Raw genomic sequence first — 23,214 nt, 5'->3', positions numbered from 1 at the left:
CCACTCGGGGCCGGCCCCGGCTCATGCGCGGGCGTGTTCGTGGCGGGGAGGCTACCGGGCGAGGCTGGACGTGTCCCGCTCGTGGGGTCCGTCCCACTCGGTGGGCAGTGGATAGCATTGCGGGTTCACACGCCGAACGATCTCGTTCAGCACGATACGGACGTAGGGCTCGCCCACCCAGAGGTGTTTGGCATTGTCCACACCGACCACGTCGGCCTGTGGGATCCGCGCGAAGCGCTCCCGGGCCTCGGGTGGGCGCAGGTAGTCGTCAAACTCGGGCACGAGCGCGGTTACCGGCTTGCCCGACGCGGCCCAGGTGTCCAGGTCGGTGTTTCCGGCCCGGTGCAACGGCGGGGACAGCAGCAGCGCTCCCACCACCTCGGGGTCGCATCCCCACTTGAGTGCGAGCTCGGTCCCGAAGGACCAACCGAGCAGCCACGGGGCGGGCAGCTCCTCGAACTCAACGAACTCGATGGCCGCGGCGACGTCGAACCGCTCGGCTTCGCCCTCGCCGAACGTGCCGTCACTGGTGCCGCGCCGAGACGTCGTTCCGCGCGTGTTGAACCGGAGCACCGCCACGTCGGCGAGGGCGGGGAGACGGTACGCCGCCTTGCGGAGAACATGACTGTCCATCATGCCCTCGGCGGTGGGCAGAGGGTGCAGGCACACCAGGGTCGCGGCCGGTGCGCGATCCTCCGGCAGGGCGAGTTCACCCACCAGGTTCAGCCCGTCCGCGGTGTGCAGGGTGATATCCCGACGCCGGGCGGGCAGGATGGTGCTGGCACGAATCTCCATGTCTCTCCGTGTATGGCTGGGGCCGACGAGCCCACAGCGGGCTGGCAGCGGGGCAACCACCTGCTGGCTCCGCTGCCCCGCTGGTCGGATCGCTGACAGCTCAGGGGCTCGAATGGCGCGGGAACAGTGCGTGGGCTCTACTCGGACCGCGCTTGGGCGGCCGTTCAGCGACGGGGATGGCGGACGCCACGGTGTAGCCGCCGCTCCCAGCACGCCGTGTGCCAGTGGCGACGCTCCTCCACCCCGCCCCCGGTGTCGACCGGCCAGGCCACCACGTGCGGGGTCCCCGCAGGGATCTCCTGGGCACAACCGGGACAGCGGTAGGACTTGGTCGCGGCCGCACCGCTGACCCGACGCACGGCCCACTCCCCGTCGGGGCCGGTCTCGCGCCGCTCGTCCCCGCTGACCGGCCCAACGGGGTTTCGGGTCGGGCCGGTCGGGGTCGTGCGGCCACGGCGGGGATAGTTGCGGCGTGGGCTCATCGGGACACCTGTGCCTGTCGCTACGGTCCGAGCTACCGCAGCCCGGGCTTGCCCTCCTGCTCGGCGAGCACAAGCAACGGTGCGGGTGCGTAGCCGGGCGAAAGTCCGGCATCGGCGATTCCGCGTAGCTGGGCGGCCACGGTTTGGGCCCCACGCTCCTCGAGCAGCTCCAGCGGCCCCTTGGGGTAACCGCATCCGAACCGCATCGCGGTGTCCACGTCCTCAACGGAGGCATAGCCGTCGCTGACCATGCGCACGGCATCATCGATATGGGGAGCGAGGAGCAGTTCCGCCAACCCGAACCCGGGACGTTGGTTGCGCAGCATCTCGGCCAGCTGGTTGGTGGGCGCCGCCTCGTCCTCCGGCGCCGTGTCCCCCGCGTAGTCGTAGAAGCCACGTCCCGTCTTGCGTCCGTGCAGTCCCGCCGCGACCATGCGCCGCAGCAGCGGGGCGGCGACGTACCGCGGCTGCTGGAACTCCGCGGCGAGGACATCCAGTACGGCCAAGCCCACGTCCAGGCCGATCATGTCGAACAGGGCCAGTGGCCCCATCGGCAGTCCGGCCGCCTCCGTCACCGCGTTATCGATCTCGGTGCGGGAGGCCAACCGGTGCTCGTACAGGGAGACCGCGTGGTTGAGGTAGGGCACCAGCAGGGCGTTGGCGACGAACCCGGCCCGGTCGGACACGACGACCGGGGTCTTGCCCACCCGCTTGGCGACCTCGGTCCCCAGAGTTACCGCCTCCGGGTCCGTGACCACGGTCGAAACCACCTCGACGAGCTTCATCACCGGGGCAGGGTTGAAGAAATGCAGGCCGATCACCCGGTCGGGGCGGGAAGTGAACGCCGCGATCTCCGTGACCGACAGGGACGAGGTGTTCGTGGCGAGAATCGTCCCCCGGCCACAGACCCGATCGAGATCGGTGAAAACCTCGCGTTTCAGCTCGGCACGTTCCGGTACTGCCTCCACAACGAAGTCGGCGTCCCCGAGCTGTTCCCGGGAGATCGCGAAACTGACGCGGTTGAGGATCGCCCGTTGCTCGTCCTCGGTGAGCTTGCCGCGGGACACGGCCTTGCTCAGCGAGTTTTCCAGCAGGGAACGACCACGCCGCAGCGCGTCGTCGTCAACCTCCACCCCGGTGACGTTGAACCCTGCGCGAGCGAACACCTCAACGATTCCGGCACCCATGGTCCCGAGGCCGACGACGCCGACCCGATCGAATTCCTGCACCATGTCTCCCAAGCCTAGCGCTGCCACGGAGCGGCTGTGGGACGGGCCTCGTCAAACCGGACATGGCAGGCTAGACGCCGTGCGTGTCGGAGTGTTTCTGGTTTCTGCCTGCTATCCGGAGCAGACCCATGCCGAGGTGCTCGAGACCACCGTCGCTGCCGCCCAGGAGGCGGAGTCCGCAGGATTCGACTCGGTGTGGCTGGCCGAGCACCATTTCATGTCGTACGGCGTGTGTCCGTCCGCAGTGACGCTGGCCGGACACCTGCTGGGGGGCACCGAGCGGATCACGGTGGGCACCGCGGTCAGTGTGCTGAGTACCTGGCATCCGGTGGCCCTCGCGGAGCAGACGAACCTTCTCGACCAGGTGTCTGGTTCGAGATTCCGGCTCGGGGTGGGGCGCGGCGGCCCGTGGCGGGACCTGGAGGTGTTCGGGACCGGGCTGGCGCGCTTCGAGGACGGGTTCGAGGAGTCCCTCCAACTTCTGCTGCACGCCTTGGCGGGCGGACAGATCCGAGCCGAGGGCCCCCAGTTCCGGTTCCGGAGCGTGCCCATGGTGCCGGATCCCCGCAGCCGCCCGCGTCCGCCGGTCACGGTCGCGGCCACCTCGGAGTCAACGCTTGCCCTCGCGGCCCGGAACGACCTTCCCCTACTGCTGGGAATGCACCAGACCCCCGAACAACAGGCGAAGCTCGTGGTGAACTACCGGAGGCTGGGTGGTGCGGACGGTGCCTCGACAGCGCGGAGGCAGGGCATCGAGCCGGGCCATGTGGTGACGGCCCTCGCTCACGTGGCCGACACCACCGAGCAGGCCCGCGCCGAGGTGCAGGCACGCCTTCCGGAATGGCTCGGCCCCGGTCTGGCCGGCTACGTTCCCGTGGATGGCCGCCCCCGCCCCCAACGGGATGTCCACGCCTATACGCGATTCCTCGTGGATACCCACGCCGTCGGGGATCCAGAACACTGTGCACACCAGCTGCGGCACCAGCTGGGGGTGACCGGCGCCTCCGAGGTGATCCTGCTGGTGGAGACGTCTGGCCAGCGGCGCGCGACGTTGGCGAACATCGCGCGCCTGGGGACAGACGTCCTGCCGCGACTGCGAGCTAGCAGTCCACGAGCTCCGGGGACTGATTCAACAGCTGAGCCCTAGGGGTGACGAAGTCGGCGTAAGCCGACCGCGCCTCGGGACGGAACAATGCCACCCGATGGCAGTTCTGGAATGCGATCCGCATCCCGAAATGCCGCTCCAGGGCGCCACGCATGGCGTCGCTGGCCAGGGCCCGCAACAGCTGCCCGCGTTCGCTCTCCCCCGGTGGGGGGGTTTCGTTGGCCTCGTACTCGGCTCCGGAGGCGTTCGCCTGTTCGGCAAGCTCACTGATCACGGTCCAGGCGTACGGCAGGGACTGGCGTACGCAGTCCACGAAGGCCTGATCGTCCACCTGGTCCTGGTGAGCCTGGTCCAGTAGCTCCGGAGAGACCGTCAGCGACATCTGTGTCCTTTCCCGTTCGGCCAGCGCGAAGGCGCTCGGCTTCGCGCGTCGTCCCTGTGACGCTAGACCCCCCGTGGCCGGGGGGTCACTGTACGCGGAGGTGAGAGATTGCTACCTCCAACGCTAGACAAAATGATAACCATAATCGTTTTACATTGCTGGGTCATCTGCTATCGAGTGCCTCGAATCTGCGAAGCGCGCCCGAACCGGGTAGCGTGCACTGGCGTGCGTCTCGTTATCGCCGAATGCAGCGTCGATTACATGGGGCGGCTGACCGCCCATCTGCCCATGGCTCCTCGACTGATCCTGATGAAGGGGGACGGCTCGGTATCGGTCCATGCCGACGACCGCGCCTATAAACCCCTGAACTGGATGAGCCCACCATGCACCCTGCGCGAGTCCACGGACCCCGACACCGGCAACCAGGTGTGGACCGTGACCCACAACAAGTCCGGAGAGAAGCTGGTGTTGCACATTGCCAGCGTCTGGCAGGACAGTAGCCACGAGCTGGGGGCTGATCCTGGACTCCAGAAGGATGGAGTGGAGGCGCATCTCCAGGAGCTGCTGGCGGAGCACATCGCGACGCTGGGCCCCGGGTACACCCTGATCCGCAGGGAGTACCCCACGGCCATCGGCCCGGTGGACATTCTGTGCCGGGACGCCGAGGGACACGTCGTCGCGGTCGAGATCAAACGGCGTGGCGAGATCGACGGCGTGGAGCAGCTCACGCGCTACCTGGAGCTCCTCAACCGAGATCCGGCGCTCCACCCCGTACGTGGGGTGTTCGCCGCCCAGGAGATCAAGCCCCAGGCCCGCGTACTGGCCGGTGACCGCGGTATCGACTGCGTAACCCTGGACTACGAGGAACTACGCGGTATCGAGCCGGACACCCCGCGCCTGTTCTGAGGCCCACACCCCGGGCTCCGAACCAGGGAAACGCAGGATCACGGTGTGCCCTGGGCCGGTCGCCGCCGCTGTCCGGTCAACGAGTGTGCGATGCCGGTCGCCCCTGAGGTGTCGTGGCGACGCGGCCCCGTACAGGTGCAAGCGGAAACCGGGCTAGTTCTTGTTCCCACGGGAACGGTGTTCACGCACAGCCTGGACAATCCCCGAGAACTGCCGTCATCGACGGTGAGCCGTGGCGAGCGCGGGCCAGAGGCCAGCGTGATCGCCACCACGGGGTTCGGGACCGTGCCCCATCCCGACGACAGCCGCACGAGATTCGACGCGGGCCAAAGGGGGCTGATTCAAAGCTCCCCACGCCGGATCGCCCCAAGCAAGGCACGCCACTCGACGTTAGGGATAGGTAGATGGCCCTGTTCTGGGTGCTGGGAGTCACGGATATCCACACAGTCCCAGGAGGTCGTGCGGCACTCCACACAGTTGCCGCGGTCTTGAGAGTAGCTGCTAGTCGTCCACTGCTGCTGCATAGTTGTCCTCCAACTTCTTGATGAGCCTGAGCGAGTGAGCCGGCGGCAGTGCCTCGCTCTGCAAGCGCACGAACCGTTCAACAAGACGATTTACCTGGTCTGGATGGTTGATGAGTACGCCTCCGCCTGCTCCCTCGGCATATGCCACGATGTGATCGTTCAGGAGAATAATCCGGAAGGGGAAGACGGTTTCCAAGCAGGGGGCTTCGGTGAGGACCTGCACGGTACATGCGGCGGCCTCTATCCTCTGTGACATGTAGCCAAGTTGTCGTTGCATCAGCCCGGGACTGTGCATCTGGTGACGTAAGACCCGTTCTGGGATGACAACCTTTACAAGAGCTCCTCTCGACACTAGCTCCGGGAGCCTTGCTGTACGTGTTTCCGCATCCTTGGCAACAGCTTCAGGGTCGGGGCGTTGACGAAGTGTCGACTCCAGGTGCGTCGCATACTCGTGGTTTTGCAGGATGCCGGGCACCACGAGTGATTCAAACTCCCTGATCTCAACGGCCTGACTCTCCAGCGCCAGTGCATCGCGGAACCACTCGGGAACGTCTCGACGAAGATGGGCATCCTTCCAATGACGCCGGAGTGTTCCACCTGTTTCCAGAGCAGCATCGAAATGGTCCGAATAGTCTGGTGTGGGTTTTCTGATGGCGCGTTCAATAGCACCGATCATGGCATGCGACAGGCCGACTCGATCCGCGAGCTGACGCTGCGTCATACCAGCTTGTTCCCGTAAACGTCGGAGCTCCTCACCGTATTTGACCCACTGGTCGAGTGCCATGAACACGATTCTGTCTTTCATGGACACAGTCTGGCAACCAGTTTCGACGATTGTGGACAATGGAGTGGACTCTCTAGCGAAGCTCACGCGCATGCCTGATGGTGGTTCGCACAGCAAGCGCCCTGGCGCCGCACCACCGGCCCAGGGCATGGCCCATCAGGAGGTTCCCCGATGGACGGAACGAATCGTAGCGAATGGCCCGGTGTAACCCCGGGACAGCGGGTGGGGAGGGTGCGGCCCTATGCCGCCCATATCAGCCCTATGGAGCCCTCCGGGGCGAAGCCGCCCGTATCGGTGACTACTCCGGGGTTGGCGGAAGTTGCTGCGCGACCACCGATAGCAGTGCTAGAGCGGGTATGTGCGGGGCTCGCCGCGCTGAACATCCCTAGGAGCTCAAAGCCGGCTGGCGCAGCATTCGGGGTGGGAAGCGCGAACACATCCCAGGCGCCGCAGAGCATGCCCGGGCAGACGTTGCCGCTCGAGGCACGGTCTCAGCCGGGTGGGCCGGCCTGCCGGCTACCGGCGAGACCAGTGTGCACCCGAGTAGCGCGGAAGGTGGAGGCGGTCGGTGTATCCACTGGAGCACCGGCGCCCAGTGCGACGGAATTGGGGGTGCGTGGGCAATGAGTCCCCCACTGTTCCCGAGCCCGAGCAGTCCGGTTGGAGCGATCCAGTGCTGCCTTCCCGGCACCCCCGCCAGTGTGGCCCACGCCCGCGCCTGGCTGGCCATCTGGCTCACCGCCTGGAATGTCCCCGAGGACACGGCGGCAGCGGCCACCCTCGTGCTCAGCGAACTCGCCACCAACGCCGCCACCCACACCCACAGCGCCGGCCCCCAGGGTCGCTACCATGTCCGCCTGAACCCCCATCCCGGCGCGCTCCTACTGTCCGTCAGTGACGCCGGCGCCCCCAGCGCCCCCCGACCGGCTCTACCGTCCGGCACACTGCCCGACCCAGCTGCCGAAACCGGCCGTGGCCTGGCCCTCGTGGCCCACCACGCCCGCCGCTGGTGGAGCCGCGGCACCCCCACCGGCCGCACCATCACCGCCGAACTCCCCACCCCCTAACCCCTACCCAGACCGGGTCGGGCCGGGTTCGGGAGGGGCCGGCCCGACCCACCACACAGGTGGCCCCCGGGGCACCGCCCCGGGGGCCAAGGGAAGTACGAGACGGCAGCGGCACGTCCCAGCCGAAACAACGTCGAGTGGCCACGATGCTGCGCGTTGTGCCCCACTGTCGGCACACGCCCGACATCCGAACACGGGACGCCCCGCGCGTCTACCCCTACGGCCGATTGCGGCAATGTCGGCCTCGATGCTTGCCCCGTCACCCCAGCAGGTGCAAGGCTTCCGAGGACCCCACACGATGAGCGCCCGTCACCCCACCCTCGGTTAGCGGGCGCCGTGTAGTGACGGAGGAGAACCGTGGCAAGCGGACGATCCCAGCATCCCCCAGAATCCAGCCGTCATCCCTCGCCACCCCGGCGAGGCCTCGTCGTTGGCACAGCTGTGACCGGTGCACTCGCTCTGGTCACCGCCACGACGGTTCCTGCCCAGGCCACCACCGGAGACCTGGAACACCTGGTACGTGGCGACAATGTCTACACGCACCTGGAGAACCTCCAAACCATCGCCGACTTCAACGACGACACCCGGGCGCACGGCACCGACGGTTATGACATCTCCGCGATGTACGTCGTCGACCAGTTGGAGAAGGCCGGATACGAGCCCGAGGAACACTACTTCGACTTCGAGTCCTGGGAGGAGCACAGCGAGGCCACCTTCGCGCAGACCGCTCCCAAGGACCGGGACTTCGTTCTCGACGAGGACTTCCTCACCATGACGTACTCCGCGGCCGGTGAGGTCACCGCCTCCGGAGTTCCGGTCAACGCCGAGAGTTCGGACAGTGCCTGCGCCGCTGACGACTTCGCGGACTTCCCGGAGGGCGCAATCGCCATCGCACAGCGTGGGGAATGCACCTTCGCGCAGAAGACCCAGAATGCCGCGGACGCCGGGGCCGAGGCCATCATCATCTTCAACCACGGCGAGGGTGATGCGGGCACCGGACTGTTCGCCGGGACCCTCAGCGAACCGGGCGACATCCCCTCCCTCAGCGCCAGTGACGAAGTCGGTGCCCTTCTGCTCGACGCCGGAGAGGAGCTGGAGCTGTCCGTGCGGGTGGACGCTTCCGTTACCGAGGACACCGGCTACAGCATCCTCGCCGAGACCGAGGGCGGCGCCGACGACAACGTGGTGATGGTCGGCGCCCACCTGGACAGCGTGGCCGAGGGGCCGGGGATCAACGACAACGGCAGTGGCACGGCCGCGGTCCTGGAGACCGCCATCCAGCAGGCGCGACTCGACGAGCCCAACAATAAGCTGCGGTTCGCATTCTGGGGAGCCGAGGAACTGGGGTTGGTGGGCTCCTCCGCCTACGTGGACGACCTCAGCGACCAGGAACTGGACGACCTCGCCCTGTACCTGAACTTCGACATGGTGGGCTCGCCGAACTTCGGCCGGTTCATCTACGACGGGAAGGGGGAACACGCTGACTCACAGCCCTCCCCGGTCGGCTCGGCGGCTATCCACCGGATGTTCGAGAACTACTTCGAGGACCGGGACCTCTTCGCCGAGTCCAGCCCGATGAGCAGCCGCTCCGACCACTTCGGCTTCATGCAGGCGGGAATCCCCGTCGGTGGCGTCCACAGTGGCGTGGACGCGATCAAGACCGAGGAACAGGCCGACATCTACGGTGGTGAGGCCGGACAGCCGTTCGACCCCAACTATCACACCGCCGCGGACGACCTCGACAACATCAATGAGGAAGTCCTCGGGCAGCTCTCCAACGGGATCGCACACGCCACCGAGACCTACGGGGAGAGCACCCTTCCGGTGAACGGCGTGGTGCAACTCCGCCACGACGTCGCCATCGAACCGGAGCGCGTCGGCGACCTCTGGGTCCGCTAACCTCCACGGCAGCAACTGCACTATCCGCAGTATCCGCTTGGGCCCGGCTCCGCGTCGCGGAGCCGGGCCCAAGCGCTATGGGCTCCACCCGGTCACCGGCGGGCCGGAACGGCGGAGCGGGAACGGACCAGACTGGCGATCGTGGTGACGGTGAGGATCCCCACGACGACCGTGAGCGAGACCAGTTCATTGGGTTCCCCGACCGGCAGGTGTCCCATGGTGCCCGCCGAATGCAACAGCAGGGTGACCCCGATGTAGCCGAGTACCAGCGCCAGACCGATATTGAGGTAGATCAACCGGTTGAGCAGCCCGCCGAGCAGGAAGTACAGCTGGCGCAGCCCCATGAGCGCGAAGGCGTTGGCCGTGAACACCAGATAGGGCTCCTGGGTGATGCCGAAGATCGCGGGAATCGAGTCCAGCGCGAACACGATATCGGCGAGGCCGATGGCGATGATCACCAGCAGCATGGGCGTGATGTGGCGCCGCCCGTCGATCCGAACCGTCAGCCGGGCTCCGTGGTAGCGGTCGGTGGTGGGGAACACGGACCGCACCAGGCGCACCACGATGTTCTCCCGGTACTCCCCGTGGTCAACCGAATGGTCCTTCGAGATCAGCAGCTTGACGGCGGTGACCAGCAGGATCGCACCGAAGATGTAGAAGGTCCAGATGAAGGTTTCCACCGCCGCGGCACCCAGGGCGATGAAGACGGCTCGAAACAGCAGCGCCAGCACGATCCCGATCAGGATGACGCGCTGCCGGTGCTCCTGGGGGACCATGAACGAGGAGATGATCAGGATAAGGATGAACAGGTTGTCGATACTCAGGGAGTATTCGACGATCCACCCGGTGAAGAAGGCGACGCTGTTCTCCAGGTCCACGAACAGTCCCAGCCCGATACCGAACAGGACCGCGAGCGTGGCGTAGAACGACACCCACAGCGCGGACTCGCGCAGGCTCGGCTCCCGCGGCCTACGAGCGACGAGAACGAAGTCGACAGAGATGATGATGAGAATGGCGGCGATCGTGGCCAGCCACACCCACAGGGGGACATCCACAGTAGGTTCTCCTGAGCGATCGCGCGGCGAAGCTCCCTCAGGTTACGGACCCGAGTTCTCGGTAGCGCTCGGCACGGCGGCGCAACCGCACCGCCGGGTCGGTCTGCCCCAGCTTCGCCAACTCGTATCGAAGTTGGTCTGCGACCCGCGCACAGAACGACTCGACCTCAGTTGCCGCGTCCTCGTGCTCGGGAACTATGACATCGACAATCCCAGATTGTCGCAGATCCACCGAACGCACACCCTGCTCAGCCGCCAGCTGCGGCGCATAGTCCACCGTGCGGTGCATGATGGCGCTGGCCCCCTCCGGTGGCAGGGGAGACAGCCAGGCGTGCTGTGCGGCCACCACCCGGTCCGCCGGAACCAGCGCCAAAGCGCCGCCACCGGTCCCCTGCCCCAACAGCAGCGATACGGTCGGGGCGCGCAGCCGTGCCATCTCCGCGAGACAACGGGCGATCTCGCCCGCCATCCCCCCTTCCTCAGCTTCCCGGGACAGTGCTGCGCCGGGAGTGTCGATCACCGTAACCAGCCCGAGGCCCAGCTCCTCGGCCATATGCATGCCACGCCGGGCCGCCCGCAGTGCCCCCGGGCCGAGAGGGCGTTCGCTGCTCTGCCGCTGGCGGTCCTGCCCCACCAGCACACAGGGCATATCTCCGAACCGGGCCAGTGCCAACAGCAGGCCGGGATCACGCTCACCGGCCCCGGTCCCACTCAGCGGGACCACGTCCTTGGCGCCATACCGGAGCAGGGCACGCACCCCGGGACGATCTCGGCGCCGCGAACGCGTGATTGCGTCCCAGGCGGGTGTATCCGGGATCTGTGCTCGCGCCCAGAGGGGAGCCTCCGGCGGCTCTGCACCACCCGGGCCATCCTGGATCACGCCCAGGGCCCGGTCGGCGATGCCCGGCAGATCCTCGGGGGCCACGACCGCATCCACGAGCCCATGGCGGTAGAGATTCTCCGCGGTTTGAACTCCCGGAGGAAACGACTCTCCGTACAGGGACTCGTACACGCGGGGGCCGAGAAAGCCGATTAGGGCTCCCGGTTCGGCCACGGTCACATGCCCCTGCGACCCCCAGGAAGCGAACACACCCCCGGTGGTGGGGTGTCGAAGGTACACCAGATAGGGCAGGCCCGCGGCCTTGTGCGCGGTGACCGCGGCCGAGATCTTCACCATGGCCAGGAAGGCGAGGGTGCCCTCCTGCATTCGGGTCCCTCCGGAGGCCGGCGCCGCCAACAGCGGAAGCCGCTCGGTCGTGGCCCGCTCCACCGCCGCGACCAGACGCTCAGCCGCAGCCAGGCCGATCGAGCCCGCCAGGAACGCGAACTCCCCCGCCACCACGGCCACCCGTCGACCATGCAGGCGGCCCTCACCGGTGAGCACAGCCTCGTCCGTCCCGCTGCGCTCCCGCGCACGCTCCAGCTCGGCCGCATAGGTGGGATTGGGCGCGACATCGCCGGGCACACTGTCCCAGGAGACGAACGACTGCCGGTCCAGGGTGGTCGCGAGCAGTTCCCGCGCCCCACGCATCCGATGTGCCGCCATCCCCCCACTCCCCTCCGACTATGCTTCACGGACAGGGCCTGTACCAGCCGCAGCGTCCAACCAGCCTAGTAGTGGACTAGCCAATAGGCCTATAGGCCACTAGCACGTATCCCGGTGACTCCCGGAGAGGTCAACCATGCAGCAGCCAACCGCCGACGAGCCGATTCCCGCGCCGCGCCCCGTCGCCAGGCCCCGCCTCTACGAGCAGCTCGTCCACCGGCTGTGTGAGCACATCCGCGACACCGGCTTGGGCACGGGGGACCGTCTGCCACCGGAACGAGAGCTCGCCAGCACCCTCGGGGTCAGCCGCGCGTCCCTGAGTCAGGCTCTGGTCGCACTCGAAGTCCAGGGCATCATCGAGGTCCGGCATGGGGACGGCGCCATCATTCGGCATCCGGTCTCCGAGGAGCACATTCTGGCGGTCCTCCGCGACCGGGACAATCGTCGGGCTGAGATCATCGAGGCCCGACAAGCTCTCGAGGTCAAGCTCGCCGAGCTGGCCGCACAGCGACGTACGGAGCGTGACCTCGCGGAGATTGACGCGGCGCTGGAGGACATGCGCGCCGACATCAACGGTGGAGGGCGAGGCGAGGAAGCCGACCACCGGTTCCACTCCGCGGTGACGCAGGCGGCTCATTCCCGACTTCTGACCCGGATGATGGCCGAGCTTGCCCCCCTGATCGCGGAAACCCGACACGACTCACTGTCTCAACCCGGACGGCCCGCAGCGTCCCTGGACGGACACGAACGGATCGCAGAGGCGATTCGTTCCGGCGAACCCCGACGTGCTTCGGAAGCGATGCGAACTCACCTGCTCCTGGTCTCCCACGTGGCTCCCCCAGCCGACTGATCCCCCCACGGCCCACCGACGGCCACCGGCCCACCGAGGACCCGAACCCCGCGCTGGCCACTCCCGTAGGCTGGCGCCATGACGAAACGGGACACTGACACGCCTGTGGTGCTGTCCAGGATCTATACCCGGGCCGGTGACGACGGCACCACCGCCCTCGGGGATATGAGCCGCACCTCGAAGACCGATCCCCGCCTGGTTGCCTATGCCGACGTCGAGGAGGCCAACGCAGCACTGGGGACCGCACTGGCCCTCGGCGAGCTGGACCCGGACCTGCGGACCCTGCTCCTGCGCATCCAGAACGAACTGTTCGACGTCGGAGCAGACCTGTGTACCCCGGTGGTTGCCGAGCCCGAACACCCACCGCTGCGAATCACGCCCGACTACGTGGAACGACTCGAAACGGCCTGTGACCACTACAATGCCGATCTGCCCACCCTGCGCAGCTTCGTCCTGCCCGGGGGCACGCCGGCCGGAGCTCTCCTGCACACCGCCCGCACGGTGACCCGCCGTGCGGAACGTTCCGCATGGATGGCGGTGGCCGAACACGGAGATTCGGTGAGCCCCCTCCCCGGGCGCTACCTCAATCGCCTCTCCGATCTGTTGTTCATCCTGGGGCGGGTGGTCAACCGCGAGCACGGGGACGTTCTGTGGCAGCCCGGCGGCAAACGCTGACAGCGCTGACGGCAGCGCGCAGGGCAACGCCGGTGCTGTGGCCGGCCCCACCACCGAAAACCAGAGCGCCGAGTGAGCCGCTTGGGATCACTCGGCGCTCAGTTCCTGTTCCACGGCCTCGACCTTGTGGGTCAGACCGTCGGTCATCCCCTCGCGTATATCCGCCTTCAGGGTCAGGCTCACCCGGGACGCATCCTGCCCGGCAGCCTGCACGGCACGGCGCACGACATCCATGACCTCGTCCCACTCGCCCTCGACGCTGGTGAACATCGCATCGGTGCGGTTGGGCAGGCCACTCTCCCGGACGACCTGTACCGCGCGTGCCACGGCCGGGGCGACGGACTCCCCGGTTCCCATTGGTGAGACAGAGAAAGCGACGATCATGCCCTTACCCTACTCACCGAACAGGGTCTCGAAACGCGCTGTCTAGACCAGCTCTCCCGCGGCGCGCAGTCGACCGCGGGCGCGGTCGGCACGCGCCAGTTCCTCGGGATCACTCAGGCCGGCACTGGACGACTCCTCGAGAGCCCTGCGTGCCCGCTCGGTATCGATCTCCTCGCCCATCTCCGCGACCTCGGCCATCACCGAAACCCGGTTGTCCTCGGATACCGAAAGGAATCCGCTGTGGACGAACACCGTGACCTCGCCACTCTCCCGACCCATGAGGACCCGCACCACACCGCTGGGGGCGAGCACGGCCAGAGTGGGGATGTGTCCGGGCTGGATTCCGATCTCACCGTCAACAGTGCGGGCGATGACCATCTCGCCTGAGCCCGCCCACAACTCTCGCTCCGGGGAGACGATCTCGACCTGGAGCGTACTCGGCTCCTCTGTGGCCACTGCGTTCACTCCTGTCGCTCAACGTCCAGTGCCCACCGGTGGGGCCACGAAGGTACACCCTCCACCTCCGTGGCCCCCGCCGGTCAGCCCTGCAAGGTCTCCGCCTTCTTCACGGCTTCCTCGATGTTGCCGACCTCGAGGAACGCCTGCTCCGGCAGGTGGTCGTACTCACCCTCGCTCAGCGCCTTGAACGAGGCGATGGTCTCCTCCAGCGGCACGAACACGCCCGGGTTACCGGTGAACTTCTCGGCAACGAACATGTTCTGGGAGAGGAACCGCTCGATCCGCCGCGCCCGGTTGACGATGATCTTGTCCTCTTCGGACAGCTCGTCCATACCGAGAATGGCGATCTGGTCCTGAAGGTCGTTGTAGCGCTGCAAGATCTCCTTGACGCGCTGGGCGACCTGGTAGTGCTCCTCGCCGACGTACTGCGGATCGAGAATCCGCGAGGTGGAGGCCAACGGATCCACAGCCGGGTAGATACCCTTCTGCGAGATCGGCCGGGAGAGCTCCGTCGTCGCGTCCAGGTGGGCGAAGGTCGTGGCCGGAGCCGGGTCGGTGTAGTCGTCCGCCGGGACATAGATCGCCTGCATCGAGGTGATCGAGTGCCCCCGGGTCGAGGTGATCCGCTCCTGGAGCACACCCATCTCGTCGGCGAGGTTGGGCTGATACCCAACCGCCGAGGGCATGCGGCCCAGCAGCGTGGAGACCTCCTGGCCCGCCTGGGTGAACCGGAAAATGTTGTCGATGAACAGCAGTACGTCCTGCTGCTGCACGTCCCGGAAGTACTCCGCCATGGTGAGCGCGGAAAGCGCCACCCGCAGCCGGGTGCCGGGCGGCTCGTCCATCTGGCCGAAGACCAGGGCCGTGTCGGGCAACACGCCCATCTCGTCCATCTCCAGGAAGAGGTCCGTCCCCTCACGGGTCCGTTCCCCGACCCCGCCGAACACGGAGACACCACCGAAGTTCCGGGCGATACGGGTGATCATCTCCTGGATCAGGACCGTCTTGCCCACACCGGCGCCACCGAACAGGCCGATCTTGCCACCCCGAACATAGGGGGTCAGCAGATCCAACACCTTGATTCCGGTGACCAGCATCTCCGTCTTGGACTCAAGCTGGTCGAACGCCGGCGGCTTCCGGTGAATCGGCCACCGCTCGTTGACCTCCAGCTCCGAGGTCGGCACGTCCAGGGAGTTGCCCAGGGCGTTGAACACATGCCCCTTGACGACGTCCCCGACCGGCACCGAGATGGCCTCACCCGTGTCGCGCACCTCGGAACCCCGCACCAGGCCGTCCTGCGGTTGCAGGGCGATGGTGCGCACCAGATTGTTCCCCAGGTGCTGTGCGACCTCGAGCGTGATGGTCTTGGTCTCGTCCTCAACGGTGACCTCGGTGGTCAGTGCGTTGTAGATCTCCGGCAGCGTGCCGACGGGAAACTCCACGTCGACCACCGGGCCGGTGATCCGTGCGATGCGGCCCGTGCCCACGCCAGGCGTGGCCGCTTCCTCAACAGGTGCAGTCACTTGTCCTACTCACTTCCCGCGCTGGCAGCAGCGAGCGCGTCGGCCCCGCCGACGATCTCACTGATCTCGCTGGTGATTTCCGCCTGGCGGGCCTGGTTGGCCTGGCGGGTTAGGGTACCGATCAGTTCCTCGGCATTGTCCGTGGCCGCCTTCATGGCGGCCCGGCGGGACGCCCACTGGGACGCCGCGGACTCCAGGAGCGCGAAGAAGATCCGGTTCGCCACGTACTGCGGCAGGATCTGGTCCAGCACCCCGCCCGGAGACGGTGGCTCGAACTCGTACAGAGGCAGGGTACCGCCGGTGTGCGCGGCCAGTTCCTCCTCGTCGACCTCCTCAACCTCCAGCGGCAGGATCCGATTCGAGGTGGCCCGCTGGGTCAGCATCGAAACGAACTCCGTGGAGACAATGTGGAGCTCGTCCACACCACCCTCGGCACTGTCCGTGGTGAACGCCGACAGCAGCTGGTCGCTGATCTCCTTGGCGTGGGCGTACTCCGGTCGCTCCGTGATGTTCTCCCAGCTGTTGACCAGGGGACGATCCCGGAAACTGAAGTAGGCGATGCCCTTACGGCCCACCACGTAGGTGTCGACGTCCTTGCCCTCCTCCTGGAGCAGAGCCGTCAGCGACTCCGTTTCCTTGAGGACATTGGCCGAGAACGCACCCGCCAACCCCTTGTCACTGGTGATGGCCAGCACCGCGGCTCGTGTCGGATTCTCCGACTCCATCAACAGAGGATGATCGGTCTTGTGACCGGCCACCGCCGACACCGCGCGCGTCAGCTCCCGGGTGTAGGGCCCGGCCGCCTGCATCCGCTGCTGTGCCTTGGTGATCCGTGTCGTGGCGATAAGCTCCATCGCCCGCGTGATCTTCGCCATCGACTTGGTCGAGCGAATCCGCCGGCGGTAGACGCGAAGTTGTCCTCCCATGGGCTACTTCCCGCCGCGCTTTGCGACCTTGATCGTCTCCTGGCCGACGTCTTCGGCCTCCAGCGCCTCGGCCTCGGGCTCACTGCCCAGCAGCACACCGGCACTGGTCTCGAAGGTCTGCTTGAACTGTTCGATGACGGCCTTGAGCTTCTCCTCGGTGTCGTCCTCGAACTTCTCGGTCTCCCGGATCGTGTCCAGGATGTCGCTGTGCTCGAGAGCCAGGTGCTCCAGGAAGCCCTCCTCGAAGCGCCGGACATCCTCGGTGGGCACGTCGTCCAGCTGACCGCTGGTGCCGGCCCAGATGGACACGACCTCCCGTTCCATGGCCAGCGGGGCGTACTGGCCCTGCTTGAGCAGCTCCATCAACCGTTGTCCACGGTCCAGCTGCGCCTTCGACGCCGCGTCCAGGTCGGACCCGAACGCTGCGAAGGCCTCCAGCTCACGGTACTGCGCGAGCCCCAGCCGCAAGCTACCGGTGACCTTCTTCATCGCCTTGGTCTGTGCCGCACCACCAACACGCGACACCGACACACCGACGTTGATGGCCGGTCGCTGCCCCTGGTTGAACAGGTCGGACTCCAGGAAGACCTGACCGTCGGTGATGGAGATGACGTTGGTCGGAATGTAGGCGGAGACGTCGTTGGCCTTGGTCTCGATGATCGGAAGCCCGGTCATCGAGCCACCACCCATCTCGTCCGAAAGCTTCGCGCACCGTTCCAACAGACGGGAGTGCAGGTAGAAGACGTCTCCGGGGTAGGCCTCACGGCCCGGCGGACGCCGCAGGAGCAGCGACACTGCTCGGTAGGCCTCGGCCTGCTTCGTGAGGTCGTCGAAGACGATCAGCACGTGCTTGCCCTGGTACATCCAGTGCTGCCCGATCGCGGAACCCGCGTAGGGGGCAATGTACTTGATCCCCGCCGGGTCGGAGGCAGGAGCCGCGACGATGGTGGTGTAGTCCATCGCACCGGCTTCCTCCAGTGCCCCCTTCACCCCCGCGATGGTGGTGCCCTTCTGCCCCACCGCCACGTAGATGCAGCGCACCTGCTTGTCCGGATCACCGGACTCCCAGTTCGCCTTCTGGTTGATGATCGTGTCCACGCCGACCGCGGTCTTTCCGGTCTGCCGGTCACCGATCAGTAGCTGCCGCTGTCCCCGACCGATCGGCGTCATCGAGTCGATGGCCTTGATACCGGTCTGCATCGGCTCACCGACCGGCTGCCGCTGCATCACCGAGGGGGCCTGCAACTCCAGTGCCCGCCGCTCGCTCGTCTCGATCTCGCCCTGGCCGTCGATCGGTCGCCCCAGGGGGTCCACAACCCGACCCAGGTAGTTGTCGCCGACCGGAACGGACAGCACCTCGCCGGTCCGTCGAACCGACTGTCCCTCCTCGATCTGCGAGAAATCGCCCAGAACCACGGCGCCAATCTCGCCGATGTCCAAGTCGAGGGCCAGCCCCTGGGTTCCGTCCTCGAACTCAAGCAGCTCGTTCGCCTGCGTCGAGGGAAGCCCAGCGATCCGCGCGATGCCGTCACCGGAGTAGGTGACGGTTCCGACTTCCTCCGCGCGGGCGGATTCCGGCTCGTACGACTGGACGAAGCGCTGTAGCGCGTCCCGGATCTCCTCCGGCCGGATCGTCAGCTCCGCCATCTCACCGTTGTCCTTGCTGATCAGTGGCGCCGCACTCGCCGGCGCCGTGCGTGCTCTCGTCGATATCCACGGACTGCGTCACATCGCCAACCGCCGCCGCAGTGCGGCGATCTTGCCGGCGATGCTTCCGTCGATCACGTCATCGCCGATCCGGATAGACATTCCACCCACAACATCCGGTTCGACCTCGATGTTCATGTGAACCGTGCGCCCGTAGGCCTCACTGAGCAGGCGCTGTAGACGTTGCTGCTGCTCGTCGCTCAGCGGAACGGCAGTGCGCACCACGGCGACCCGACGCTGGGCCCGTTCGGCTACCCAGGAGCCGTACAGCTCCAGACTCTTCTCCAGCTTACGCCCCCGTGGTGCCACCACGGTCTGGATAATGAGCCGCAGGGCGGCGGAGCTGACCTTGGCTTCGAGGAGCTCTTCCACCAGAGCCCGCCGCCGGTGCGCCGCCACCCCGGGCCGCGTCAGGGCGTCCCGCAACTCCGGCTGCGACTGCACGAGCCGCTCGAACCGGAACAGCTCGTCCTCGAGTTCCCCGAGGTCCCCGGTGGACTCCACACTGGCCGCGAGGGCGTTCACGGCCAGCCGCTCCATCGCGTCCGCCAGGTCACGGGGGCGCGACCAGGACGCACGAACCACCTCGTTCACCACGAGGATGGTCGTGGGCGACACCCGGGACTCCAATAGCTGACCGACCACGCCGGTCCGCTGGTCGGCCTCGGAGGAGGTGTCCGCGAGCATGCGCCGCAACGAATGCTCGGCGTCCAGCAGCTGCACCACGTTGAACAGCTCCGTGGCCAGTGCCTCCGGGTCGGTGGAGTCCAGGACGGTGTCCACGTGGCGCAGTACGTGGTTCAGGGATGCGCGACTCGTGCCCTGCATCTGCCGCATCACCGCACTCCGGCCTGGTCGCGCTGTTCCAGCTCGTCCAGGAAGCGGTCAATGACCCGACTCTGCGCCGCGGAGTCGTGCAGGGTCTCCCCGACAATGCGGGTGGCCAGCTCTGTGGCCAGCTCGCCCACCTCGGAGCGCAGCTCTGCCACCGCCTGCTGGCGATCGTTCTCGATCTGAGCCTGCGCGGTCTCGACGATACGGCGAGCCTCCGCGTTGGCCTGCTCGCGCATCTCCTCGACGATCGCAGCGCCCTGCTCCTTGGCCCGCTCCCGAAGCTGTGCGGCCTCCTGTCGAGCCTCCGCCAGCTGGGCTCGGTACTGCTCCAGCGTCTCCTGGGCCTCTGCCTCGGCCTGCTTCGCGCGCTCGATCCCCCCTTCGATCGCGTCCTGGCGCTCGTCGAGCACCTTCTGGATCTTGGGGATCGCCTTCCGGGCGACGAAGACGTACACCAGGAAGAGCCCGAGGAGGCCGAAGGTGAACTTCACCCAGTCGATGCGCAGGATGTTGGGTTCATTGGCTGCCAGTTCCACGAACATGGTCAGCCCTCCTTCGCGTCCATAGTTGGGATGCGCCCGGAACTAGTTGATGATCGCGAGGACGAAGCCCAGAATCGCCACGGCCTCGATCAGTGCCATACCGATGTAGACGTTGGTCTGTAGGGCGCTGCGGGCCTCCGGCTGACGCGCGATGGCCTGCATACCCATGCCGAAGAGGATACCGAGACCGACTCCAGCGCCGACCGCGCTGATGCCGTAACCGATAACGCTGATGCTGCCTTCCATGGGAAACTCCCCTTACTTGACGGCCGGCGGTGATGCTCCTCGTGTCTGGTCCGCCGGGGTTGGGCGTGCGTACTGGTTGGCGCCGGCGCGGAGCCGGGCCGGGGGCGGGACGATTCAGTGGGCCTCTTCGACCGATTGGCTGAAGTACAGGCTGGTCAACAGGGTGAAAATGAACGCCTGGATGACCATGATCAACAGTTCGAAGAGGATGAAGCCAGTGAAGGCCAGCAGCGCAACACCGGCCAGGGCGGCCGAGAGCCCGGTGAGCACCGGCTCGGCACCAAGGTTCAGCATGTAGTTGCCGCCGTAGGCGAACACCGCCAACACCAGGCTTCCCGCGAACATGGTCGCAAACAGCCGCAGTGTGTGGGTCAGTGGGTAGACGATGAACACCGAGAAGAACTTGATCGGCGACACCATCAGGTAGAGCAGCGGAGGAACTCCGGGAGGGAACACCTGCCCCTTGAAGTAGTGCCATCCGCCCTGGTACTTGAACGCCAGGTACCAGCGCGCGACGAAAACGACTCCGGCGAGCATCGCGGGAAAGGCGATACTGCTGTTGACCGGCAGCATGCCCGGGATGAGCCCGGTCAGGTTCATCGCGAGGATGAAGGTGAACAGCATGGTCAGGAACGGGACGAACGAGTCACCCTTCGCGCCCATCGTGGGCCGGGAGATGCTGTCCCGGATGAAACCGACCAGCAGTTCCCCGAGACTCTGACGCCTGCTGGGGACGAGCGTGGCGTTCTTGCCGAACCAGAACCACAGCCCGATCGTGGCCAGCGCAGCGATAATCAACAACGGAAGGTACAGATCGACCCCGTTGGTGTCGCCCGGGAGCCACTCAGGGTTGTACCAGGGCTCTGGGTAGAACATGCTGATCGAGGGGGGGTCGAACTCGCAGCCAGCATCGAACATGCTGCAATCGTCCGCGAGAGTGTGCGCGTCAGCACTCACGGCGAATCCTTTCGTCGTGACGCAGGAAAACCTCGGTCATGGTTTCGCGGGCTGCCGTGCGGGGTGGTCTGCACAGCGTCAGACAAGCGGAGAGGCTCAGGATCGGGTGACTTGCGCCCAGACCAAATAGATCGCCCCGACCATCCCGAGCACGATTCCGATTGGCAGGAACAGCACCTCGAATCCAAGTAGGGCGTCGAGACCCCACCCGATTCCGCCCCAGACCAGAATGCCCGAGAGCAGAAGCGAGAACGTGTTCCAACCGTCGGCAGCGCGTGGCTGCGCCGAGTCTCGCGGCTCGCCGTGTTCCGCTGGCCGGTCGCTCATCTCGCTTGGGAAGATAGCACACCCCTTCCAGGAAGGACGCACCGCCGGCCCGGGGCTCACCTCGCTGTGGCACCGGACGACTGGGCAGCGGATGCGATGGACGTCGTGGACGCACGTGGCCCGCGGAGCCGGATCGCGCATGCCTCACAGCGACCGCTCCTCGTCGACCACGACCGCCGGGATCCGAGCCCGAGCCGTGGCGCGAGCCTGGGCAGCCAACCACACGACCACACAGAGCAGTGCGGTTACCGCGAAAACGGTATCGTGCAGTGTCTCCATCAGCACACTGTCGCGTAGGGTCACCAGCAACAGGCCGAGCACCGTCAGCTTCAGCACCACGGACAGCGCCGAGGCCGGTAGCGCGAGATCGGGGTTCTGCCTACTTGCGGCGAGCACCAGAAGCTGCCCCAAACCGAAACACCCCAGCACCACCGCCGCGGCGAAAGCGGCTCCCAGGGCTCCTGCGGTACCGGCGATGAGGGCACCCACGCCCACGGCCAGTCCCCCACAGATAATGCTGGGAATCGCGGCACCACGGAGGATCCGGGCGTCGTGTTCCGGCATAGACAAGCTCCGGCTGATAGATCAGGGGTTGGCTCGTGAAAGCTATCACAAGCATGGCACAAAGCCAGGTGGCCCACGGGCGCTCGGGGCGCCCGGGTTCGCACTGGCTTCGCTAGTACCTTATGCCAGCCTTATCGGTGCTTCGAACCGCCCCCCGGGTAGTGCCGAAATCGCCGGCCGCTCAGGAGGATTCCTGGTGCGCGGACTCGGCGGCGACCTGTTCGGCCATCCGAGCACGCCCGCGGCGTCGACGCAGTCGCGGCATCGTGATGAGGAGCACAGCACAGATCGCTACCAGAACGGTCACGGTCAGGATGATGAACGGGGCACCGAAGATCGACAGCATGACCGAGGCGAAGGCGATGATGGCTGTCCACAGGTAGAGCAGGAGCACCGCGCGGGCGTGGGAGTGCCCCAGATCGAGCAGCCGGTGATGGAGGTGCTTCTTGTCCGGGGCCACCGGGGACTTGCCCGCCAGGGTCCGTCGCACGACGGCCAACATGAGGTCGAGGAACGGTAGCGCCAGGACGAGCACCGGCAACAGCACCGGAAGGAGCACGGGCAGGAGCACGGCGAGCCCCCCCGATTCCAGCACCCCCTCGGTACTGAGCTCCCGCGCGGTGTTCGCCTCGAACTCGCCGGTCACCGTGATCGTGATGGAAGCCAGCAACAGCCCCAGCAGCATCGCCCCGGTGTCCCCCATGAACACCCGGGCCGGGTTGAAGTTGTGGAACAGGAAACCCACACAGATCCCGGCCAGGATGATGGCGATCATCGCCGGATACGTCTGCCGGTTGAATCCCTGATCCACCGCGACCACGTAGTAGTAGACGAAGAAGGCAGAGGCGGAGATCGCGACAATACCCGCCGCCAGGCCGTCGAGACCGTCAGCGAAGTTCACCGCGTTGATCGTGCCGACGATCAACAGGATCGACAGCACCGTCCCCAACTCCGGCCCCAACACCAGGGTGGTCCCCGGTAGCGGTAGCCACAGCAGCTGGACTCCCTGGGAGACCAGGATCCCGGCCGCCAACACCTGCCCCGCCAGCTTGCTCACCGGCCCCATACCCCAACGATCGTCGACAACCCCGATCAGGGTGATCAGGCCGCCGGCCAACAGCAGCCCCCGCCAGGTGTCGTAGACGAAGACCTCCTGAAGGTGGGGCAGGCGGTAGGAGATCAACAGTGCCGCGGCGAATCCGCAGTACATCGCGATTCCACCGAGGCTGGGAATCGGTTCGGCATGCACGTCGCGTTCCCGCACCGTGGGCACCGCACCGAGCGCGATGGCACCCCGCCGCACCAACGGTGTCAACAGGTAGGTGACCGCCACGGCGATGACAAAGGTCAACGCGTACTCACGCACACCGGGGCCTTCCGTACAGCCGCCCACCCCGGGGGCAACGCCCGGGGCCGGACCGGTCGGTCAGTTCAGGGACACCGCCG

26 protein-coding genes are annotated in these 23,214 nt (G+C 66.6%); 6 read left to right on the top strand and 20 right to left on the bottom strand.

Annotated features, from left to right (window positions below):
• Positions 1-51: 51 nt before the first annotated feature.
• From RIF23_RS09260 to RIF23_RS09250, 3 genes are all read right to left on the bottom strand, one after another.
• Positions 52-795 carry an alpha/beta hydrolase gene (locus RIF23_RS09260; protein WP_310911992.1) on the bottom strand — a complete coding sequence of 248 codons (744 nt, stop codon included), beginning with the start codon at positions 793-795 and terminating at the stop codon, positions 52-54.
• 164 nt (positions 796-959) lie between these two features.
• Positions 960-1,277 carry an ATP/GTP-binding protein gene (locus RIF23_RS09255; protein ID WP_310911991.1) on the bottom strand — a complete coding sequence of 106 codons (318 nt, stop codon included), beginning with the start codon at positions 1,275-1,277 and terminating at the stop codon, positions 960-962.
• A gap of 32 nt (positions 1,278-1,309) precedes the next feature.
• Positions 1,310-2,509: a 3-hydroxyacyl-CoA dehydrogenase gene (locus tag RIF23_RS09250; RefSeq protein WP_310911990.1), complete on the bottom strand. Its 1,200-nt coding sequence runs from the start codon at positions 2,507-2,509 to the stop codon at positions 1,310-1,312.
• Positions 2,510-2,585: 76 nt separating this feature from the next.
• On the opposite strand from RIF23_RS09250, the gene RIF23_RS09245 reads away from it, so the two are divergent.
• On the top strand, positions 2,586-3,653 hold the full coding sequence (locus tag RIF23_RS09245) for an LLM class flavin-dependent oxidoreductase (protein ID WP_310911989.1): 1,068 nt from the start codon (positions 2,586-2,588) through the stop codon (positions 3,651-3,653).
• Here the strand turns inward: RIF23_RS09245 and RIF23_RS09240 are convergent.
• The gene (locus RIF23_RS09240; RefSeq protein ID WP_310911988.1) at positions 3,607-3,993 is read right to left on the bottom strand and encodes an SCO5389 family protein; all 387 of its coding nucleotides are present in this window, start codon (positions 3,991-3,993) and stop codon (positions 3,607-3,609) included. The genes RIF23_RS09245 and RIF23_RS09240 overlap by 47 nt on opposite strands.
• 225 nt (positions 3,994-4,218) lie before the next feature.
• Here RIF23_RS09240 and nucS point away from each other — a divergent pair, with 225 nt between their 5' ends.
• Positions 4,219-4,899 carry an endonuclease NucS gene (gene nucS, locus RIF23_RS09235; protein WP_310911987.1) on the top strand — a complete coding sequence of 227 codons (681 nt, stop codon included), beginning with the start codon at positions 4,219-4,221 and terminating at the stop codon, positions 4,897-4,899.
• A 341-nt stretch (positions 4,900-5,240) separates the two neighbouring features.
• Here the strand turns inward: nucS and RIF23_RS09230 are convergent, their stop codons facing one another.
• A complete protein-coding gene (locus RIF23_RS09230) occupies positions 5,241-5,423 on the bottom strand; it encodes a DUF397 domain-containing protein (protein ID WP_310911986.1) in 183 nt (60 codons plus the stop codon).
• Positions 5,401-6,267 (bottom strand): helix-turn-helix domain-containing protein, encoded by an 867-nt coding sequence (locus RIF23_RS09225; RefSeq protein WP_310911985.1) that lies wholly within the window; start codon positions 6,265-6,267, stop codon positions 5,401-5,403. The genes RIF23_RS09230 and RIF23_RS09225 overlap by 23 nt, the downstream gene beginning before the upstream one ends.
• 563 nt (positions 6,268-6,830) lie before the next feature.
• Here RIF23_RS09225 and RIF23_RS09220 point away from each other — a divergent pair.
• Both RIF23_RS09220 and RIF23_RS09215 read left to right on the top strand, forming a co-directional pair.
• Positions 6,831-7,274, top strand: a complete 444-nt coding sequence (locus RIF23_RS09220) for an ATP-binding protein (RefSeq protein ID WP_310911984.1) — start codon at positions 6,831-6,833, stop codon at positions 7,272-7,274.
• Positions 7,275-7,715: 441 nt separating this feature from the next.
• On the top strand, positions 7,716-9,173 hold the full coding sequence (locus tag RIF23_RS09215; protein WP_310911983.1) for a M28 family peptidase: 1,458 nt from the start codon (positions 7,716-7,718) through the stop codon (positions 9,171-9,173).
• A 92-nt stretch (positions 9,174-9,265) separates the two neighbouring features.
• On the opposite strand, the gene RIF23_RS09210 is transcribed toward RIF23_RS09215, so the two are convergent.
• Both RIF23_RS09210 and RIF23_RS09205 read right to left on the bottom strand, forming a co-directional pair.
• The gene (locus RIF23_RS09210; RefSeq protein ID WP_310911982.1) at positions 9,266-10,228 is read right to left on the bottom strand and encodes a TerC/Alx family metal homeostasis membrane protein; all 963 of its coding nucleotides are present in this window, start codon (positions 10,226-10,228) and stop codon (positions 9,266-9,268) included.
• Between the two features lie 37 nt (positions 10,229-10,265).
• Positions 10,266-11,774, bottom strand: coding sequence for a carboxyl transferase domain-containing protein (locus tag RIF23_RS09205; protein ID WP_310911981.1), 1,509 nt, complete (start codon positions 11,772-11,774; stop codon positions 10,266-10,268).
• Between the two features lie 136 nt (positions 11,775-11,910).
• Here RIF23_RS09205 and RIF23_RS09200 point away from each other — a divergent pair, with 136 nt between their 5' ends.
• Both RIF23_RS09200 and RIF23_RS09195 read left to right on the top strand, forming a co-directional pair.
• Complete coding sequence (locus RIF23_RS09200; protein ID WP_310911980.1) at positions 11,911-12,624, top strand: FadR/GntR family transcriptional regulator; 714 nt, start codon at positions 11,911-11,913, stop codon at positions 12,622-12,624.
• 78 nt (positions 12,625-12,702) lie between these two features.
• The gene (locus RIF23_RS09195) at positions 12,703-13,299 is read left to right on the top strand and encodes a cob(I)yrinic acid a,c-diamide adenosyltransferase (RefSeq protein ID WP_310911979.1); all 597 of its coding nucleotides are present in this window, start codon (positions 12,703-12,705) and stop codon (positions 13,297-13,299) included.
• Between the two features lie 87 nt (positions 13,300-13,386).
• Here the strand turns inward: RIF23_RS09195 and RIF23_RS09190 are convergent, their stop codons facing one another.
• The 12 genes from RIF23_RS09190 to RIF23_RS09135 all read right to left on the bottom strand — a co-directional run bounded on the left by RIF23_RS09190 (position 13,387) and on the right by RIF23_RS09135 (position 23,134).
• Positions 13,387-13,683 carry an MTH1187 family thiamine-binding protein gene (locus RIF23_RS09190; RefSeq protein WP_310911978.1) on the bottom strand — a complete coding sequence of 99 codons (297 nt, stop codon included), beginning with the start codon at positions 13,681-13,683 and terminating at the stop codon, positions 13,387-13,389.
• Positions 13,684-13,725: 42 nt separating this feature from the next.
• Positions 13,726-14,139, bottom strand: coding sequence for a F0F1 ATP synthase subunit epsilon (locus tag RIF23_RS09185; protein ID WP_310911977.1), 414 nt, complete (start codon positions 14,137-14,139; stop codon positions 13,726-13,728).
• 83 nt (positions 14,140-14,222) lie between these two features.
• On the bottom strand, positions 14,223-15,665 hold the full coding sequence (gene atpD / locus RIF23_RS09180) for a F0F1 ATP synthase subunit beta (RefSeq protein WP_310911976.1): 1,443 nt from the start codon (positions 15,663-15,665) through the stop codon (positions 14,223-14,225).
• Positions 15,666-15,670: 5 nt separating this feature from the next.
• The gene (locus RIF23_RS09175) at positions 15,671-16,591 is read right to left on the bottom strand and encodes a F0F1 ATP synthase subunit gamma (protein ID WP_310911975.1); all 921 of its coding nucleotides are present in this window, start codon (positions 16,589-16,591) and stop codon (positions 15,671-15,673) included.
• 3 nt (positions 16,592-16,594) lie between these two features.
• Positions 16,595-18,238, bottom strand: a complete 1,644-nt coding sequence (gene atpA, locus RIF23_RS09170) for a F0F1 ATP synthase subunit alpha (RefSeq protein ID WP_310911974.1) — start codon at positions 18,236-18,238, stop codon at positions 16,595-16,597.
• Positions 18,239-18,316: 78 nt separating this feature from the next.
• Complete coding sequence (locus RIF23_RS09165; RefSeq protein ID WP_310912122.1) at positions 18,317-19,126, bottom strand: F0F1 ATP synthase subunit delta; 810 nt, start codon at positions 19,124-19,126, stop codon at positions 18,317-18,319.
• Positions 19,127-19,134: 8 nt separating this feature from the next.
• The gene (locus tag RIF23_RS09160; RefSeq protein WP_310911973.1) at positions 19,135-19,674 is read right to left on the bottom strand and encodes a F0F1 ATP synthase subunit B; all 540 of its coding nucleotides are present in this window, start codon (positions 19,672-19,674) and stop codon (positions 19,135-19,137) included.
• 42 nt (positions 19,675-19,716) lie between these two features.
• The gene (atpE, locus tag RIF23_RS09155; RefSeq protein WP_310911972.1) at positions 19,717-19,920 is read right to left on the bottom strand and encodes an ATP synthase F0 subunit C; all 204 of its coding nucleotides are present in this window, start codon (positions 19,918-19,920) and stop codon (positions 19,717-19,719) included.
• 114 nt (positions 19,921-20,034) lie between these two features.
• Positions 20,035-20,796, bottom strand: coding sequence for a F0F1 ATP synthase subunit A (atpB, locus tag RIF23_RS09150; protein WP_407659444.1), 762 nt, complete (start codon positions 20,794-20,796; stop codon positions 20,035-20,037).
• A gap of 177 nt (positions 20,797-20,973) precedes the next feature.
• A complete protein-coding gene (locus RIF23_RS09145) occupies positions 20,974-21,204 on the bottom strand; it encodes an AtpZ/AtpI family protein (protein ID WP_310911971.1) in 231 nt (76 codons plus the stop codon).
• A 144-nt stretch (positions 21,205-21,348) separates the two neighbouring features.
• Complete coding sequence (locus tag RIF23_RS09140) at positions 21,349-21,768, bottom strand: hypothetical protein (protein WP_310911970.1); 420 nt, start codon at positions 21,766-21,768, stop codon at positions 21,349-21,351.
• Positions 21,769-21,949: 181 nt separating this feature from the next.
• Positions 21,950-23,134 carry a glycosyltransferase family 4 protein gene (locus RIF23_RS09135; protein WP_310911969.1) on the bottom strand — a complete coding sequence of 395 codons (1,185 nt, stop codon included), beginning with the start codon at positions 23,132-23,134 and terminating at the stop codon, positions 21,950-21,952.
• Positions 23,135-23,214 lie beyond the last annotated feature (80 nt).

It is taken from the genome of Lipingzhangella rawalii (genome assembly GCF_031628175.1).
Classification (GTDB): domain Bacteria; phylum Actinomycetota; class Actinomycetes; order Streptosporangiales; family Streptosporangiaceae; genus Lipingzhangella_A; species Lipingzhangella_A rawalii.
Note: the sequence above shows the minus strand (reverse complement) of the source record. Positions and strands in the feature narration are given on the sequence as shown.